The sequence below is a fragment of the Pseudarthrobacter sp. SL88 genome, from assembly GCF_026672455.1.
Classification (GTDB): Bacteria; Actinomycetota; Actinomycetes; order Actinomycetales; family Micrococcaceae; genus Arthrobacter.
In genome coordinates this window covers 957,309-974,471 of sequence record NZ_JAPPRD010000001.1, presented here as the reverse complement: position 1 = coordinate 974,471, position 17,163 = coordinate 957,309, and the positions used below count along the sequence as shown (strand labels likewise).

Annotated in this window: 14 protein-coding genes and 2 tRNA genes; 4 read left to right on the top strand and 12 right to left on the bottom strand. The window is 66.9% G+C overall.

All coding sequences use genetic code 11. The features are described 5' to 3' along the window. Window positions 1-21: 21 nt before the first annotated feature. The 12 genes from OVA06_RS04440 to OVA06_RS04385 form a co-directional block, all read right to left on the bottom strand. Window positions 22-963: a DUF2797 domain-containing protein gene (locus tag OVA06_RS04440; RefSeq protein ID WP_268156598.1), complete on the bottom strand. Its 942-nt coding sequence runs from the start codon at window positions 961-963 to the stop codon at window positions 22-24. Between the two features lie 29 nt (window positions 964-992). Beyond that, window positions 993-1,856 (bottom strand): HpcH/HpaI aldolase/citrate lyase family protein, encoded by an 864-nt coding sequence (locus tag OVA06_RS04435; protein WP_056075502.1) that lies wholly within the window; start codon window positions 1,854-1,856, stop codon window positions 993-995. Between the two features lie 170 nt (window positions 1,857-2,026). Beyond that, window positions 2,027-2,968, bottom strand: a complete 942-nt coding sequence (locus tag OVA06_RS04430; RefSeq protein WP_056075505.1) for an aldo/keto reductase — start codon at window positions 2,966-2,968, stop codon at window positions 2,027-2,029. 34 nt (window positions 2,969-3,002) lie between these two features. Next, a complete protein-coding gene (locus OVA06_RS04425; protein WP_268156594.1) occupies window positions 3,003-4,715 on the bottom strand; it encodes a glycoside hydrolase family 13 protein in 1,713 nt (570 codons plus the stop codon). A gap of 139 nt (window positions 4,716-4,854) precedes the next feature. Then, entirely contained in the window at window positions 4,855-6,426 is a 1,572-nt protein-coding gene (locus tag OVA06_RS04420) for a Na+/H+ antiporter (RefSeq protein WP_268156592.1), read from the bottom strand. A 16-nt stretch (window positions 6,427-6,442) separates the two neighbouring features. After that, window positions 6,443-7,099 carry an SDR family oxidoreductase gene (locus OVA06_RS04415; RefSeq protein WP_056075514.1) on the bottom strand — a complete coding sequence of 219 codons (657 nt, stop codon included), beginning with the start codon at window positions 7,097-7,099 and terminating at the stop codon, window positions 6,443-6,445. Between the two features lie 16 nt (window positions 7,100-7,115). After that, complete coding sequence (locus OVA06_RS04410; protein WP_268156590.1) at window positions 7,116-7,691, bottom strand: dihydrofolate reductase family protein; 576 nt, start codon at window positions 7,689-7,691, stop codon at window positions 7,116-7,118. 175 nt (window positions 7,692-7,866) lie between these two features. Continuing rightward, window positions 7,867-8,682, bottom strand: coding sequence for a membrane protein insertase YidC (gene yidC, locus OVA06_RS04405; protein WP_268156588.1), 816 nt, complete (start codon window positions 8,680-8,682; stop codon window positions 7,867-7,869). 66 nt (window positions 8,683-8,748) lie between these two features. Then, window positions 8,749-8,822, bottom strand: a tRNA-Met gene (locus tag OVA06_RS04400). A gap of 61 nt (window positions 8,823-8,883) precedes the next feature. Further along, window positions 8,884-8,955: transfer RNA gene (locus OVA06_RS04395), tRNA-Thr, on the bottom strand. Between the two features lie 367 nt (window positions 8,956-9,322). Beyond that, the gene (locus OVA06_RS04390) at window positions 9,323-11,413 is read right to left on the bottom strand and encodes a DEAD/DEAH box helicase (RefSeq protein WP_268156586.1); all 2,091 of its coding nucleotides are present in this window, start codon (window positions 11,411-11,413) and stop codon (window positions 9,323-9,325) included. 403 nt (window positions 11,414-11,816) lie between these two features. Further along, window positions 11,817-12,473, bottom strand: a complete 657-nt coding sequence (locus OVA06_RS04385; RefSeq protein WP_268156584.1) for an MOSC domain-containing protein — start codon at window positions 12,471-12,473, stop codon at window positions 11,817-11,819. Window positions 12,474-12,631: 158 nt separating this feature from the next. On the opposite strand from OVA06_RS04385, the gene OVA06_RS04380 reads away from it, so the two are divergent. From OVA06_RS04380 to OVA06_RS04365, 4 genes are read left to right on the top strand one after another with little or no spacing between them, the layout of a single operon-like run. Further along, window positions 12,632-13,264, top strand: a complete 633-nt coding sequence (locus OVA06_RS04380; protein WP_268156582.1) for a Tat pathway signal protein — start codon at window positions 12,632-12,634, stop codon at window positions 13,262-13,264. A gap of 2 nt (window positions 13,265-13,266) precedes the next feature. Next, window positions 13,267-14,478 (top strand): glutathionylspermidine synthase family protein, encoded by a 1,212-nt coding sequence (locus OVA06_RS04375; RefSeq protein WP_056075530.1) that lies wholly within the window; start codon window positions 13,267-13,269, stop codon window positions 14,476-14,478. Next, window positions 14,475-15,968 (top strand): APC family permease, encoded by a 1,494-nt coding sequence (locus tag OVA06_RS04370; RefSeq protein ID WP_268156580.1) that lies wholly within the window; start codon window positions 14,475-14,477, stop codon window positions 15,966-15,968. The genes OVA06_RS04375 and OVA06_RS04370 overlap by 4 nt, the downstream gene beginning before the upstream one ends. Before the next feature lie 11 nt (window positions 15,969-15,979). Then, window positions 15,980-17,155, top strand: coding sequence for an acyl-CoA dehydrogenase family protein (locus OVA06_RS04365; protein WP_268156578.1), 1,176 nt, complete (start codon window positions 15,980-15,982; stop codon window positions 17,153-17,155). Window positions 17,156-17,163 lie beyond the last annotated feature (8 nt).

Below are 17,163 nucleotides of genomic sequence, written 5' to 3'. Positions count from 1 at the left end.
GGGCCTACTTCCACGCAGGTCCTAGAACAGCGCTTCCTGCACGGCCGGCACCGCCGAGGCGAAGTCCCCCGGCTCAATGGTCCGTGCCGTCAGGTACGCCAGGTTCACCACGAACAGCGACTCGGTGCCATCCAGCCGGGCCAGGACATTGGCCCCGCTGATGGCTGCGACAGTAAAGCCGTGCTCCCCGCCGTCCAGTGGATGGGGGTAGGCGTGGCGGGCCGCCGGACCGTAGGCGGCGTCTGCCTGGGCGGGACGCACCCACGTTTCGTCAACCACGGTGAAGCCGCCGACGGCGGTGCGGGCCAGCAGGTTCCGGACCTCGCCTGCGTGGCGGCTGCTGATGGCGTCCAGGTCTCTTGCGGGCAGAGGCTGCAGGAGCGCCTCGGTTTTGGCACTGGAGCGCACCAGCTGGGTCAGCGCCAGGCCGGCCGTGACCAGGTCCTCCAGGACCCGGACCACCCGGCCGTCGTCCGCCCGTGCCACGTAACGGGCCACTGTGGCGCCCTGCTCGGCCAGCCTGTTCCACTTGCGGGGGCCGGAGGCGGTACCCACCTTCGTGGCGCCTCCGGCGAAGGTGGCCACGTAAAGCCAATGCTCCTGCATCAGGTAGTCACGGAGACCGGGAGTCACGCGGCCGCCGTGGTGGAAGTCGTGGATCAGCCGGGATTCGTCCAGGACGAAGCAGCGTTCGCATTGCCGTCCCCTGGCGGCCGGGGCGGCTGCGTTGCAGAGGATGTGGTCGCGCCGGGTGGACGAGTGGACCACCAGGTGCCCCAGGCAGGACTTGGCCGGCCCCGCCACCCGGAATCCGAGCCGTGCGCCGGGACGGAGGCTCAACTCCCGGAAGTCCCCGGACGGTGACTGGAGGCGCAGGACCGGGGCGCCGCCGTCGTCCGCCGCCGTGGCGGCCGGCGGACCATCCCAAAAGACCCCGTGGACCACATAGCGGGTATCGGTCACGGGGTCTCCTGACGTGCTGGGGGCGGGCGCTACAGCGCGGGCTGCACCCCGAAGGCTACAGCCAGCTTCATGATCTTTTCGGCGCGGCCCAGGCGGGGAAGGTCCGAGCCGTCGCGGATGACACGGCCGTTGGCTTCGAAGTCGGCCATGAAGTCGGTGGCCCAGGCGACGTCGGACGGCGTGGGGCTGATGACCTCGTTGATCACGGGGGTCTGGTCAATGGCCAGGCACAGCTTGCCGGTCATGCCCATCATCACGGTGATGCCGGTCTGCTCGCGCAGGATGGGGTGGTTGGTGCCCACGGTGGGTCCGTCAATGGGGCCCGGCAGGTTGCCGACGCGGCTGGCGACCACCAGCTTGGCGCGCGGGTAGGCCATGGCCTCGGGGGTGGCGGCCATGCCGGTGTCGCGGCGGAAGTCGCCGGAACCGAAGGCCAGGCGGAAGGCGCCCTGGGCCTTGGCGATGTTGTTGGCTTCCTCGATGCCGACGGCGGATTCCACCAGGGGAATGACCGGGGTCTTGCCGTCCATGCGGTGGAAGCTTTCGGTGACCTGGTCCGCGGATTCGGTCTTGGCGAGCATGACGCCCAGCAGGCCGGGGGTGCCGCGGAGACCGGCAAGGTCATCGGCCCAGAACGGGCTGGTGGCGTCGTTGATGCGGACCCAGGCCTGGCCGCCGCGGGTCAGCCAGTCCACCACGTTGCCCCGCGCCGTGTCCTTCTGGGACGGGTCCACGGCGTCTTCGATGTCAAGGATGATCGAATCTGCACGTGAGACGGCGGACTGGTCGAAGAGCTCGGTTTTCATGGCGTTCACGAGGAGCCAGGAGCGGGCGATCTCTGCGGGGATGTTGCGTTCAGGCCGTACGGTCTCGGCGGCGGTGGTAGACGTCATGGCTTCTACAGTATCTGCCCCGCCGCCGGCACGCGGAAGAAACGGGTTCCGGTGTGAGGATCAATACGAACTAAACGCGTTGTGACCGATGCCTCGGGAAAATGTAAGTAGCAGTAAGTGTCGTTATGAGGCTCCATAACGACACTTACTGCTACCCAGTTGGGGCCGGGTCAGGGGATGTTGCTCCCCCGCGCGGTGACCCACAGCCGGTACCAGTCGGCGCGGGTCAGGGCTTTGGCAACTCGGGCTGCGTCCCCGCACGCCCTGATGCGGCCGGGGTTGACGGTGCCAATCACGGGCGCGATGCCCGCAGGGTGCTTCATCAGCCAGCCCAGCAGGATCGACTCGCCGGACGTGCCGTGTTCGGCTGCCAGCTCGGTGACGAGTTCCGCGGTGGCGGCTTCGGACGAAGCCGGACTTTCCGGACCAGCTCCGGTATAGAGACCCCGCGCCAGCGACCCGTAGGCCTGAAGGGTGATGTTGTTGCGCGTGCAGTACTCCAGTGTGCCGTGCGGAAAGCTGTAGTCCAGGTGTTCGGCGTGGTTGACCAGTACCTGGCTTTCAAGCCAAGCCCGCTTGAGCAGGCTCATCTCCAGCTGGTTGGCCACCACCGGTGCCTCCAGCCGGTCCTGCAGCACCTCAATCTGCGCCGCGGACATGTTCGAAACCCCCAGCTGCCGCACCTTTCCCTCGGACATGAGCTGCCCGACGGCGGAGGCCACCTCAGCGGGGTCCGCCAACGGATCCGGCCGATGCAGCAGGAGGATGTCCACGTAGTCTGTGCGGAGCCGTTCCAGGCTGCCGTTCACGCGTTCCAGGATGGCGTCCCGGCTGAGGTCGTAGTGCGTCTGCAGGCCGCGTTCGTTCAGCCTGATGCCGCACTTGGTCTGGAGGCGGATCCGCCCCCGCAGGCGCGGTGTGGAGGCGAGCACCTCGCCAAAGACGGCCTCGGACTTGCCGTTGCGGTATATGTCGGCATGGTCGAACAGGGTGATGCCCGCGTCCAGGGCCGCCTGGATGGCAGCTGCGGCCTCGTCCACATGGCCGGGGCCATGCGGTTCGTCGGTCCAGCTGCCGCCCAGGCCCATGCACCCGTAAATGAGTTCCTGCATCAGGAATTCGCGTCCGGCCAGCAGTCAATCACCATCAGCGGAGCCATGCGGTGGTGTTCGCCGGCAGCTTTCCGTCCTCCAGCGGGGCGCTGCTGACCAGGACCTCACCGGCGGGAAGCGCCACGGCCGTGCTCCCGAAGTTGGTCACGGACTGCCAGCCGTTGGGGCGCTTGAAGTGCAGGATGTCCGGGTTGCCGCTGTCCACCCACTCGAGTTCCTCGCCGGTCTGCAGTTCCCGGCGGAGCTTCAGCGCCTTGCGGTAGAGCTCCAGGGTGGATCCGTCAGTACCGTCCTGCGCCTCCACGGCGTACTTGCTGAACCAGTCAGGCTGGGGCAGGTGGGAGCCGCCCTCGCCAAACCCGAACGAGGTACCCTCAACCTTCCACGGCAGCGGTACCCGGCAGCCGTCACGGCCGATTTCCACGCCCTTGTTGCGGAAGAAGGACGGGTCCTGGCGCTCCGACTCGGGGATGTCGGCCACTTCCTGAAGGCCGAGTTCCTCGCCCTGGTACAGGTATGCGGAACCGGGAACGGCAAGCATCAGCAGCGTCGCCGCCCGGGCTCGGCGTTCGCCCAGTCCAACGTCCAGCTGATCGGCCGGAGCGCCGGCCAGCAGCCAGTCCTTGCCGTCCTGGCCCTTCGCGCCGGCCTTGGTCTTCGCCATCTGGGGCAGACCGTAGCGGGTGGCATGCCGGACGACGTCGTGGTTGGAGAAGACCCAGGTGGAGGAAGCCCCGGTGGCGGCGGCTTCGGCGAGGTTGCGGGTGATGATTTCCCGGTATTCGGCGGCGTCAAAGTCAGCCTGCAGCAGGTCGAAGTTGAAGGCCTGGCCCAACCCTTGCGGGCTGGCGTAACGTGCCCGGCGGCTGGCGTGCACCCAGGCTTCGGCAACGGCCGTGCGCGGCGGGTTGTACTCGTTGAAGACCTCGCGCCATTCCGTGTAGACCTCGTGGACTTCGTCCCGGTCCCAGAACGGGTGCGTGCCGTCGTCGAAACCGTCCACGCCCGTGTTGGCGGCGCTGAGCTCCAGCTTGGACAGCAGCGGCTCGGTGAGGTCCTTGGTGAGGGCATGCGCCACGTCGACGCGGAAGCCGTCCACGCCGCGGTCGGACCAGAAGCGGAGGGTCTTCAGGAAGTCGTCACGGATTTCGCGGTTGGCCCAGTTCAGGTCCGGCTGTTCCTTGGCGAAGATGTGCATGTACCACTGCCCCGGCGTACCGTCCGGTTCGGTGATCCGTTCCCACGCGGGGCCACCGAAGACCGAGTCCCAGTCCGACGGCGGGAACTCGCCGTTGGGGCCCTTGCCATCGCGGAAGATATAGCGGTCGCGGGCCGGGGATCCCTTGGGCGCGGCCAGTGCCTCCCGGAACCACTCGTGCCGGTTGGACGAGTGGTTGGGGACGATATCGGCAATCAGCTTGATGCCGGCGTCGTGCAGTGCCGTGGCCATGGCGTCGAAGTCCTCGAGCGTGCCCAGCTTGGGGTCCACGTCGCGGTAGTCGTCAACGTCGTAGCCACCGTCTGCGAGTGCCGACGGGTAGAAGGGGCTCAGCCACACGGCGTCGATGCCCAGCGTCTTCAGGTACGGAACCTTGGCGGTGATGCCCTTCAGGTCGCCGATGCCGTCGCCGTTGGAATCGGCGAAGCTGCGGGGGTAGATCTGGTAGACGGAGGCCTGCCGCCACCAGTTCGGATCGGACAGGCGATCGGAGTCGGACAGGGTTGCCAGGGTGGCGGTGGTGGACAAGGAAGGATCCTTTTCTGCTGGTCGCGGTGTTTTTATATTGGATCTAAATTTACTTGCCTAAGTATTATCTGGTGCTTTGCACCGGGAGGTCAACAGTGCTGGCCGGGGACCGCACGTGGCTCCGGCGCTGCCGTCCGGATCACTCCGGCATGATCATGGTCCGCAGGTCCAGCTGGCGCAGCACCCGGTCCGCCACTTCGGGGTCCATGTCAGGTTCGCTCCGCGCGGCCACCACTTCCTGCCGGGCTGCGTCCAGGGCGATGGTCTGCACCGCAATGGCCAGTTCCCGGCCACGCTGGCGTTTCTCCGGCAGGGACTCGTTCCGGAGGCTGCCGTCCAGGAGTTCGGCCTGCAGCCGCTTCATTTTTTCCTTGACCAGTTCCACTTTTTCGGGCGGCAGGTCCTTCATGAGGTTGTGGTCCTTGAGTGCTGCGACGGCGGCACCCTGGGCGCGCTTGGCCAGCAGCCGTGCGGCATCGCGTTCCTCCGACCCGTCGCCGGTGGCCTTCAGGACCCGCATCAGCCACGGCAGGGTCAGCCCTGGCAGGACCAGGGTGGCGAGCAGGACGGCGCAGGCGATGACCAGCAGGTAGTCCCGCCCCGGGAACGGGCTCCCGTCCGCCAGTGTCACCGGCAGTGCCAGGGCGAGGGCCAGCGTTGCCAGGCCGCGCATGCCGCACCAGGTGAGGATGACCACTTCCTTCAGGGACGTGGGCTGCAGCAGGTTCCGCCGTTTCCGGGCTCCGAGGGCCAGCACCGCCAGCCACAGGAAGCGCACGGCGAACACCAGCACGCAGACCACCAGGGCCACGCCGATCATGCCGAAGATTGCCGTTCCCTCGTCCCGGATCACGTGCCGGATTTCCAAGCCCACCAGCCCGAAGGCCAGCCCGGTGACCAGGAGCTCCACCACGTCCCAGAAGGCGTTGCGGGTAACCCTTTCGGCGGCGTCCTGCGGCCGGGAGTGCCGCTGCATCTCCAGGGCGGTGACCACCACCGCGATCACGCCTGAAGCATGCACCTCCTCGGCCAGGATGTACGCCGCGAAGGGCACCACCAGCGTGACGGCACTGCGCGCCACCATCGAGTTCACCAACCGGTACGCGAGGGCAATGAGCCAGCCCATGGCGACGCCGACCACCACGGCAAGTGCCGCGCCCACCACGAACTTCAGGACGACGTCGGCCTCCACTTTGGTGCCGCCCACGGCTGCCGCGACCGCCGCCTGGAAGATGACGATGGCCGCGGCGTCGTTGAACAGCCCTTCGCTTTGGAGGACCGTGGTGAGCCTGCGCGGCATGTGCACACGGCTCGCCACCGATTCGACGGCAACAGGGTCCGGGGGTGCCACCATGGCGCCCAGTGCGATGGCAGCCGGGATGCCAATTCCGGGAATCATGAGCCACGCGGCGCCTGCCACCGTTGCTGTGGTGATGACCACCAGCGCCACGGCCAGCATTATCAGCGTCCGCCACCTGACCCGGAACACGGCCCAGGAGCTCCGCTGGGCCGTGGCGAACAGCAGCGGCGGCAGGAAGATCGGCAGGATCAGTTCCGGCTCGATTTCCAGGTCCGGGAATCCCGGAATGAACGTCAGCGCCACCGCAAGGAGCAGCATCAGGACCGGGTACGGCAGCCGCAGCCTGTCCCCCAGCCCAACGGCTACCACGGTGGCCAGGAGGAGCCCAATAATCAGTGCCAGCTGGTCCATCTGCAGTTTCCCGGTGCTAAGCCTGCGGCTCCAATGCTGCCGCCACCGGAAGCGACCCGTCACGGAATTCGATGGTCCGGCCCGCTGTTTCGGGCAGGTCCAGCACTGCTGCGGCGACGATGGCCGTATTGGCACGGGACGTTTCCCCGCCGCCTTCCTTGGGCGGGTTGACGTCGATGCGGCCTGAGCCCGGATTTTCCGTCAGGGAGCCCGGGCCAAGGATGGTCCACGCCAGGTCCGTGCCGCGCAGGTACTCATCCGCATCCGCCTTGGCTTCGGCGTAGGCGTAGAAGCTGTTGTCCGCCGGCACCCCGTGGTCCTTGCCGGCACCCAGGTAGGACACCATGACGTACCGGTTCACGCCTGCCTGCGCTGCCGCATCCATGGAGCGGATGGCCGCATCCCGGTCCACAGCGTAGGTGCGGTCCGGGTTTCCGCCGCCGGCTCCGGCCGACCACACCACGGCGTCGTGGCCCCGCAGCGCTTCGGCGATGGCCGGCGTCGGGGCGTTTTCTACGTCAAGGACCGACGGCGTGGCACCGGTTGCCGTGACGTCGGCGGCGTGGTCCGGGTTGCGGATGAACGAGGTGACGCTGTGGCCTTCCCCGGTGAGGAGGGTGGACAAATGCAGGGCCACTTTGCCGTGGCCGCCAATGATTGCGATTCGGGTCATGGACCCATTCTGCCCCCTAGCTGAAGTTCCCACTGAGGCTGCGGTAGCGGAGGTACACCACACCGTTGCCGAACCGGCGCTCCTCGAGGAGTTCCAGGTTGAGCTGCAGGCCTTCCGGGAAGAAGCGCAGCCCGCCGCCCACCACGACCGGGCTGACGAACACCTGGCATTCGTCCACCAGCCCTGCTGTGAGCGCCGCCACCGCGATGGTGGCACCGCCGATGCCGATGGTCCCATCGGCTCCGTCCTTGAGCTTCTGCACGGCTTCCGGGTCGAACCGGCGTTCGATCCTGGTCCGCGGGGTGGCCGGCCGTTCGAGCGTGGTGGAGTAGACGATTTTTTCTGCCGCGCGCCAGATGCGGGAGTAGTCCTGGATGACCGGCGGCTCGTCCGAGGGCGGCGCGCCAAAGGATTCCCAGGCGGACATCACCTCGTACATCCGCCGCCCGTACAGGTACGTGCCGGCGTCCCGTTCAAGGTCATTGACGAATGCGTGGACTTCCTCGTCCGGGGCGCTCCAGTCGAAGTTGCCGTTCCGGTCCGCCAGGTAGCCGTCCAGCGAAATGAGGCCGGAGTAAATGAGCTGCGCCATGCCCTATGCCGCTCCTGTACCGGAGGACGGAAGGGGCGGGAGCAGCGCGGCCTGCAGGCCGTCAGATTCGGCTTCGGGGATCATGCGAAGCATGGTCATGGCTGGTCCTCGGGGGGGCAGGGCGATGGCTGACGCGCCCATTGTTGTCCGGGTCCGGGTTTTTGTAAACAGCCCGTCAGGCCTTGCGGTTCACCAGGTACTGCTGGCCGAGCGTCCAGAGGTTCGACACCGTCCAGTAGACCAGGACCCCGATGGGGAAGAACGCCCCGCCAGCGGCAAAGACCAGCGGCAGTGCCACGAGGATGAACCGCTGCTGCCGGAGCAGCGGAGCGGGGACGTCAGCCCCCTGGGCGGTGCGTGCGGTGACGAGCTTCTGCGTCAGGAACTGGCACGCGGTCATCACCAGGATCATGGCGAGGGCAAGCACCGCGACGGCGGCGGGGTCGCCTCCGCCATGCAGCAGGGAGGCGGACAGCGGCGCACCGACAATGGTGGACGCGTTAAACTGCTCCGCCTGGGCGGCCTCCATCGCGCCGATGCCTGTCCCCCGCCCCACCGCGTCCGGGATGCCGGCGAGGACCTGGAAGAGGCCCAGGAAGAACGGTGCCTGGATCAGCAGCGGCAGGCATGCGGAGAACGGGTTGGTGCCGTGCTTCCTGTACAGGGCCATCTGTTCCTGGGCCATGGCCTGCCGGGACTGCTGGTCCGTCCTGCCCGTGTATTTTTCCTGCAGGGCCTTGAGGTCAGGCTGCAGGAGGCGCATGCGCCGCTGGGCCCGCACCTGCGCCAGGAACACGGGGATCAGCGCGGCGCGGACCACCAGCACCAATCCGATGATGGCCAGCGTCCAGGTCCATCCGCCGTCCGCGGACAGTCCCAGGGCAGCCAATCCGTTGTGGAAGGCCACCAGGACGGCGGACATCAGCCACCTGAACGGCTCCATGACCTGCGCGACAACGTCCACCGATTCCCCGTCCGACAGTTGCTGCAAAACTACTGCCCTTCGGACAAACAGGAAAGCCCCCGGAATCTCGGGGGATTCCGGGGGCTTAGCCTGTAGCGGTGGGGAGGCTCGATCTCCCGACCTCACGATTATGAGTCGTGCGCTCTAACCAACTGAGCTACACCGCCACGAATGAGAAAAACCTGCGTCAAGCCGGTCAAAACCGCCTTGACGCAGGCCCTCATTCAGAGCCCCCCACCGGAATCGATCCGGTGACCTCGTTCTTACCAAGAACGCGCTCTACCACTGAGCTAGGGGGGCAACGAGTAAATACTCTACCGGAAGATTTACGCACCAACAAATCGGCCCGAACGGCCGTCCGGGCGGCCCGCAACAGTTGCGATTCTACGCTGGAAGACCTCCGATTTCCGCGGGATTCCGCGGTTTCCGGGCATGCTGGGTGCTGGCCGGATGACGGCCGAAGGCGCCTTTGGGAGCCTCCCCGCCGCCACTTGGGCATCCGAATGTGTCCAGCCCCACATGCGGCTGTAGGTGCTGGCCACGGATGCGGACATGCCGGGCCCGGAACCGTGCCGACGCGGGCGAAGGTTCCGGGCGGTTAAACGGCGATGGGCCGGCTCGAAAGCCGGCCCATCGCCGTCGTGCATGGATCTAACCTGCGGAAGGTTTACCACTTGCCCTTGCGGTTGAAGTCGCGGTGACCGCTGTCGCCGCCGCTGCGGGGCTTGCGGGAGCCGTCGCCGTGGCCGCCGAAGCGGGAGTCGCTGGACTGGCCGCGGTCACCGAAGCTGCGCTCGGAGCGCTCGCTGTAGGATCGGCCGCCGCGGTCCGCCGAGGAACGCTCGCCGTCGTTCTTCCGGAATTCCTTCTTGAAGCCGCCGTTGCCCTTGAAGTTGCCGCCGCGGTCGCCGCCACGGTTGCCCTGGTAGGCGCCACGGTCGCCGGAGGGCTTGCGACCGTTGTCCAGTTCGAGGTGGATCAGCTCGCCGCCGATCCGGGTGCGGGACAGTGCACGCAGCTGCTCGGGGCTCAGGTCCGCGGGCAGCTCCACCAGGGAGTGGTCCGAGCGGATGTCGATGCCGCCGATCTGTGCGGAGGAGATGCCACCCTCGTTGGCGATGGCGCCCACGATCGAACCGGGCATGACACGCTGGCGGCGGCCCACCGCAATGCGGTACGTGGCGTTGCCTTCGGTCAGCTGGCGGGTGGGGCCGCGGGAGCCGAAGCCGTCCTTGGAGCGCTCGCGCTTCTGGAAGTCAGGAGCTGCAGCCAGTTCCTTGACCAGCAGCGGCTGTCCGCCCTGGGCCATGACGGCCAGTGCCGCAGCAATCTCCGCCGCGGGAACGTTGTGCTCTTCTTCGTAGGAAGCGATGAGGTCGCGGAAAGCCGAGATATCCTCCGAGGCAAGGGTCTCTGTGATCTTCTCAGCAAACTTGCCCAGGCGCAGCGTGTTAACCGTCTCGGCAGTCGGCAGGTGCATCTGCTCCACCGGCTGGCGGGTGGCCTTCTCGATGGAACGCAGCAGGTACTTCTCGCGGGGCGTCATGAACAGGATGGCTTCGCCGGAACGGCCTGCGCGGCCGGTGCGGCCGATCCGGTGCACGTAGGACTCGGTGTCGTGCGGGATGTCGTAGTTGACCACGTGGCTGATGCGCTCCACGTCAAGGCCGCGGGCCGCGACGTCGGTGGCCACGAGGATGTCGATCCGGCCTTCCTTCAGCGCCTCCACGGTGCGCTCGCGCTGCTGCTGCGGGATGTCACCGTTGATGGCGGCAGCCTGGAATCCGCGGGAGCGCAGCTTGTCAGCCAGGTCCTCGGTGGCCATCTTGGTGCGCACGAAGGCGATGACGCCGTCGAACTCTTCAACCTCGAGGATGCGGGTCATGGCGTCCAGCTTTTGCGGGCCCATGATCTGCAGGTAGCGCTGGCGGGTGTTGGCACCGGTGGTGGTCTTGGACTTGACCTGGACCTCGGCGGGGTCGTTCAGGTACTGCTTGGACATCCGGCGGATCTGGCCCGGCATGGTGGCCGAGAACAGCGCCACCTGGCGGTCCGAGGGGGTCTGCTGGAAGATCTGCTCCACGTCTTCGGCGAAGCCCATCCGCAGCATTTCGTCGGCCTCGTCCAGCACCAGGTACTGCAGCTCGGACAGGTCAAGGGAACCCTTGGAAATGTGGTCGATCACGCGGCCGGGGGTACCCACAACAACCTGGGCGCCGCGGCGCAGGCCGGCCAGCTGGGGGCCGTACGCGGAGCCGCCGTACACGGGCAGGACGGTGAAGTCGTCAATGTGCTTGGCGTAGGAGGTGAACGCCTCGGCAACCTGGAGCGCCAGCTCACGGGTGGGGGCGAGGACCAGGGCCTGGGTCTTGCGGGACGGGCCGTTGAGGTCGTGGAGTTCAGCCAGGCGGGACAATGCCGGCACTGCGAATGCTGCAGTCTTGCCGGTACCGGTCTGTGCCAGGCCAACAACGTCGCGGCCTTCGAGCAGCAGCGGGATGGTGGCGGCCTGGATGGGCGAGGGCTTCTCGTATCCAACATCCTGCAGGGCGGCCAGGACGCGGCCGTCAATGCCAAGATCGGCGAACTTGACGCTGTTGTCGTCCTCGTCGGCGTCAGCCTTGGCATCGTTTTCAGCCTTGGCGTCGGTGCTGGTCTCGGCGTCAGCCGCGGGGGCGGCAGCCGGGGCTGCTTCCTCAATCGCGGGGGTTGCTGCCTCGTCGATGGCTTCGGTGGTTTCGTTCTGGTTTTCGGGCATAGGGAGATATTCCTCATCCATAGGTGGCCAGGCGGCACTACCCGGGGTGAGCGGAGCCGCAGTACGCGTGCCGTGGGTGCCGGGCAAACGCTGACCGGCCGGTCACAGAAGTCCGGCGCTTTCGCAATCCCGTGGCAGGACTTCGCGCTGCATCTCTTGGCTGCTATCCCAGCAGTCTGTACAGCGTTTTCTTCAGCCGGCTCTCCCTATGAAAATGCCCGTCAGATGCGGGCCCCAACACTTGCCAGTCCTGCCTCAACAATTGGGCAGGAAAAAGGGATTTCCGGAGTGGGGGATGTTTCAAGTGTAAGGTATGCGAGCCCCGCGTTGGTAATTCAACCGGCGACGACGGCGGTGAGGTTGCGCACATGGCCCCGTCGCAGCTCGGTGCTGCCGCCCGGAGCTACTGCCCCAGCCGGCGCAGCAAAGCCTCGAACTTCTTGCCGAACTCGGGCTGCTGGAGCCTGATCTCGCCGTCGGCCTCGGCATCCCGGAGCGCCTCCATGGACTCCAGGTCCGGATCGCTGAACCACTTGCCCACGGTGACACCGTGCCGCGGAACGTAGGTGCGGTGTATGTGGTCTCCCGCCTGGATGCTGCCGGTCCTGATGACCCGCAGGTAGGCTCCCACGCGCCCTTCGTCGGTGAAGCGCTTGACCCACTGGCGCTCCCCCAGCTTCCGCTGGAATGTGGCGCACGGGGTCCGCGGCGACGTCACTTCCAGCTCGACGTCGAGCCCGATCCTCCACCGCTCACCAATCACCGCCGAGGTGGCGTCGATGCCGGACACCCGGAGGTTCTCACCGAACTCTCCCGGCGGAACCTCCCGCTGCAGGACGCCGCCCCAGTAGTCGGCGTCAGCCTGGGAATACGCGTAAATGGCCTGGTCCGGGCCGCCGTGGTGGACACGGTTCGCCTGGATGTCGCCCGTCAGTCCCAGCCGGTGAACCTTGACCGGGCCCTCCGCCGGGCGCTTGTCGATGGCCGTCACACCCACGTTTGAGGCATCCGGCAGGAGCTGGTGGACGCGGCAGACGGCAAGGAGCGAAGCGGTTTCCATGGCTCCAGTCTAGGGTCCTGCCCTTTGGCCCATGCTGTGGGCAGTTCTCCCCTGTTTCAGGCTCGCAGCGGGCACCGGCAGGGACTACGCTGATGTGCAGATCACAACTTGGGGTGCAGCGCTGTGCCCAATTCACGTGGATGACTGAGGGGGACGCCATGGATCCAGACGACAAAGGTCCAAAGAACGAGCCGGACAACCAACCGGGCAGCAACGCCGGCAACGGCCGGCCCGGCGACGGCGCCCTTCCCCCAGGTGGGGAGAATACCCCCAAACCTCCTCCGTGGCAGGTGCCCAAGCCGGAGCTGCGCCCCGACCTCCTCAATGAACCCGTCACTCCGGTGGACCCGTTCGCCCGGGACCGGGAGAAGCAGCAGAACGAGGCAGCAGCCCGGAAGAAGCGCTCCCAGCGGCGCACCGTCGTCGTCGGCCTGGGCGTGACCGCCCTGCTCGCCGGCACCATCACCGCCGTCATAGCAAGCAACCAGGACGATCCCGAATACGCCCAGGTGTGTTTCAACGACGAAACCGGCGAACGCGTGGAGGACGCCAGCTGCAACAGCTCGGCCGGACGCAGCGGCGGCATCTACGCCTGGTACTTCTACTCCCGCGGCGCCTCCGTCCCCGCCGTGGGCCAGAACCGGTCCACGGCACCGAACTACACCCGGACCATGCCCAGCGGCGCGAAAGCCTCCACCGGCTACAGCAGCAAGGGCGGCACCGTCAGCCGCGGAGGCTTCGGCACCAGCGCCAAGAGCGGCACCAGCGGCGGCAAGAGTTCGGGGGGCTGAGCGTGAAGCGGTTGCTGTCAAACCCACGCCCGGACTGGAAACAGAAAATTGAAGAGCAGGGCCTGGTCTTTTCCACCACCACCATGGATGACGGCCGGAAGATCGAGTACTGGAACGAGTCCGCCTACTACGAGTTCACCGAAGCTGAGGTGGAACGGCTCGAGGAGACGGCCGAGGAGATGCACCGCATGTGCCTCGAGGCTGCCAAATTCCTGGCCACCGGCGCCATGGGCCCTATCGGCATCGGACCGCAGGCCCTCGAGCTTGCCGCCGAATCGCTCCAGGCCGGCGACGTTGACGTCTACGGCCGGTTCGACTTCATCTACGACGGGCAGGGCGGCCCGGCCAAGATGCTCGAATACAACGCGGACACCCCCACCGGCCTGATAGAGGCGGCGGTGGCCCAGTGGTTCTGGCTCCAGGACGTGTTCCCGGAAAAGGACCAGTGGAACGGCATCCATGAAGCGCTGATCCGGCAGTGGAAGAAGTTCCAGTACCGCACCGGCATGTCCACCCTGCACGTGGCCCACTCCGAGGTGGAGGAATCCGGCGAGGACTGGATGACCGCCGCCTACATGCGGGACGCCGCCAGCCAGGCCGGCTGGACCACCATTGGCATCAATATGTCCGACATCGGCTGGGACCCCAACCTGAACCGGTTCGTGGACATGGACAACTTCATGATCAGCACCATCTTCAAGCTCTACCCGTGGGAACTGATGATGAAGGAACCCTTCGGACACCGTCTGCTGGAGCGTGCCCACAACCCGCGCTGGGTGGAACCGGCGTGGAAAATGCTGCTCTCCAACAAGGCGCTCCTTGCCGCGCTCTGGCACCTCTACCCCAACCACCCCAACCTGCTGCCGGCCTACCTGGACAATCCCGGCCCGCTGAAGGAATGGGTGGCCAAACCGCTGCACGGCCGCGAGGGTGACAACATCAGGATCCATGCACCGGGGATCAACCTGGAACAGCCCGGCGGGTACGGCCGGGAAGGCTGGTGCTACCAGCAGTACCAGCAGCTGCCCGACTTTGACGGCAACCATCCGGTGCTGGGCCTGTGGGTGGTGGACGGCGAATCCGTGGGCTGCGGCATCAGGGAATCGGACGGACCCATCACCGATTACTTCTGCCGCTTCGTACCGAACACCATCGACGCGCCCGCACCGCTGGGCGCCGGAACTTCCTCCAGCAAGGCAGGTATCACCCTATGAGCACAGACATGACGACGGCGGGAGGCCAGGGCGGCCCGTCCGGCACCGCCGTCCAGGCCAAGGGGCTGCGCGCCGGCATCCTGGACCTCGGCGACTCCGTCATGCTCGGCCTCGCCTCCACGGCACCGGTGTACTCGCTGGCGGCGACGCTGGGCCTGATCGTGGCGGTCAACGGCAACTACACACCGTTCGTGCTGCTGCTCGGGTTCATCCCGGTCCTGTTCATCGCCTATGCCTTCCGGGAACTGAACAGTGCCATGCCGGACTGCGGCACCACCTTCACCTGGTCGCGGCGGGCCTTCGGCCCCTGGGCTGGCTGGATGGGTGGCTGGGGCGTTGCCCTCGCCGGAATCGTGGTGCTGGCGAACCTGGCCCAGGTGGCGGGGCAGTACCTCTGGCTGCTCATCGGTGACGGATCCCTGGCCCAGAACAAGCTGGTGGTTACCGGCACCGGTGTGCTCTTCATCGTGCTGATGACCCTCGTGAATTACCGGGGCATCCGGCTGGGCGAGCACGTCCAGCGGGTGCTGACATACGTGCAGTACATAGCTTTAGGCATCTTTGCGCTGGCCATCGTGATCAGGATCACGGCCGGCCCGCCGGAGGGGCAGGCCTTCGACTTTGAGTGGTTCAACCCGGTGGGCGCGTTCGCGGATCCCGGCGCCGTGGTGCATGGATCCCTGCTGGCCCTGTTCATCTACTGGGGCTGGGACACCTGCCTGGCCCTGAATGAGGAAACCGAAAACCCTTCCAAGACACCCGGCCGCGGCGCCGTCATCTCGGCGTTCGTGCTGGTGGCCATCTACGTCTCGGTGGCGCTGCTGGTGATGATGTACGCCACCGTTGGCAGCGACGGCATTGGCCTGGGCAACGAGGCCAACCAGGCTGACGTCTTCCTGGCGATGAAGGACGTGGTGCTGGGCCCGTGGGGGTGGCTGATCGTCGTCGCGGTCCTTGCCTCGGTGCTGTCCTCCACGCAGACCACCATCCTGCCCACGGCCCGCGGCACCCTGTCCATGGGAACGCACGGGGCGCTGCCGCCCAGGTTCGGCGAAGTGCACCCCCGCAACCAGACGCCCGGCTTCTCCACCAAGGTGATGGGCGCGGCGGCCGCAGCCTACTACGTGGCCATGAGCTTCCTCAGCGAGAACCTGCTGGCCGATTCAATCAGTGCCATCAGCCTGTTCATCGCCTTCTACTACGCGCTGACCGGGTTCGCCTGCTTCTGGTATTTCCGTGGAACGCTCCGCGAATCGGCACGCGACCTGTGGTTCCGTGGCATCCTCCCGCTGCTGGGCGCGCTGCTCCTCACGGCGGCGTTCTTCGTCTCTGCCGTCCAGATGTGGGACCCGGCCTACGGCGATACGCAGATCTTCGGCGTCGGCGGTGCATTCGTCAGCGGCGTGGTGCTGCTGGCCCTGGGCGTGGTGCTCGCCGCCGTCTGCCGGTTCCTGCCCTCCACCCGCGGCTACTTCCTGGCGAAGCGATGACCCGTGACCCCATGACCGCGGGCACCTCGGACATCCTGGACCTCGACGCCCTGCTCAGCGGGGAGGAACTGGCGCTGCGGCAACGAATCAGGGACTTCACGGCCCAGCGGATCAAGCCGGACATCGCCCGGTGGTACGAGGACGGCGTTTTCCCCGTGGAACTGGCGCCGGAACTCGGTGAGCTCGGCGTGCTGGGCATGCACCTGGAGGGCTACGGCTGCCCGGGCCGGACCGCCGTCGAATACGGGCTGGCAGCCATGGAACTGGAAGCCGGCGACTCCGGGATCCGCACGTTCGTTTCCGTGCAGGGCTCACTGGCGATGACCGCGATCCACACCTGGGGCTCCGAGGAGCAGAAGCAGGAATGGTTGCCGCGGATGGCCGCCGGCGAGGTGATCGGCTGTTTTGCGCTGACCGAGCCGACGGCCGGATCCGACCCGTCCTCCATGGCCACGTATGCCACGAGGGATGGCAGCGGCGACAACGGCGGGTGGATACTCAACGGTGCCAAACGCTGGATCGGGCTCGCGTCCGTGGCCGGCGTGATGGTGGTGTGGGCCATGACGGAAGACGGTGTCCGCGGATTCCTGGTCCCCGCAGGCACCCCGGGCGTCACCGCCACGCCCATCGGGCAGAAGCTGTCGATGCGCGCGTCGATCCAGTGCGACATAGCGTTCGACGGCGTCCGGCTGGGTCCCGAGGCGCCGCTTCCCGGCGCGTCTGGCCTGCGCGGCCCGTTCACCTGCCTGAACGAGGCCCGGTACGGCATCGCCTGGGGCGCCATGGGTGCGGCCCGTGATTCCTACGAAGCAGCGTTGGCCTATTCGCAGGACCGCCTGCAGTTCGGCAGGCCGCTGGCCGGCTACCAGCTCACGCAGGAGAAACTGGTGAACATGCTGGTGGAGATCCAGAAGGGGACCCTGCTGGCGCTGCACCTGGGCCGGCTCAAGGACGCCGGAACCATCCGGCCCGAGCAGATCTCACTGGGTAAGCTGAACAATGTCCGCGAGGCCATCAGGATCGCCCGCGAAGCCCGCACCATCCTGGGCGGCAACGGCATCACCCTGGACTACCCGCCGCTGCGGCACGCCGCCAACCTCGAGTCGGTGCGCACCTACGAGGGCACCGACGAGGTCCACACCCTGATCCTGGGCCAGCACATCACCGGCCTGCCCGCCTTCCGCTGAGGGGAGTC

Excerpts from the sequence above, each read along its gene's own strand:
- OVA06_RS04370 (WP_268156580.1), top strand. The coding sequence starts at position 14,475 with ATGAGCACAGACATGACGACGGCGGGAGGCCAGGGCGGCCCGTCCGGC.
- OVA06_RS04410 (WP_268156590.1), bottom strand. The coding sequence starts at position 7,691 with ATGGCGCAGCTCATTTACTCCGGCCTCATTTCGCTGGACGGCTACCTG.
- OVA06_RS04415 (WP_056075514.1), bottom strand. The coding sequence starts at position 7,099 with ATGACCCGAATCGCAATCATTGGCGGCCACGGCAAAGTGGCCCTGCAT.
- OVA06_RS04365 (WP_268156578.1), top strand. The coding sequence starts at position 15,980 with ATGACCGCGGGCACCTCGGACATCCTGGACCTCGACGCCCTGCTCAGC.
- OVA06_RS04385 (WP_268156584.1), bottom strand. The coding sequence starts at position 12,473 with ATGGAAACCGCTTCGCTCCTTGCCGTCTGCCGCGTCCACCAGCTCCTG.
- OVA06_RS04430 (WP_056075505.1), bottom strand. The coding sequence starts at position 2,968 with ATGCAGGAACTCATTTACGGGTGCATGGGCCTGGGCGGCAGCTGGACC.
- OVA06_RS04390 (WP_268156586.1), bottom strand. The coding sequence starts at position 11,413 with ATGCCCGAAAACCAGAACGAAACCACCGAAGCCATCGACGAGGCAGCA.
- OVA06_RS04380 (WP_268156582.1), top strand. The coding sequence starts at position 12,632 with ATGGATCCAGACGACAAAGGTCCAAAGAACGAGCCGGACAACCAACCG.
- OVA06_RS04435 (WP_056075502.1), bottom strand. The coding sequence starts at position 1,856 with ATGACGTCTACCACCGCCGCCGAGACCGTACGGCCTGAACGCAACATC.
- OVA06_RS04420 (WP_268156592.1), bottom strand. The coding sequence starts at position 6,426 with ATGGACCAGCTGGCACTGATTATTGGGCTCCTCCTGGCCACCGTGGTA.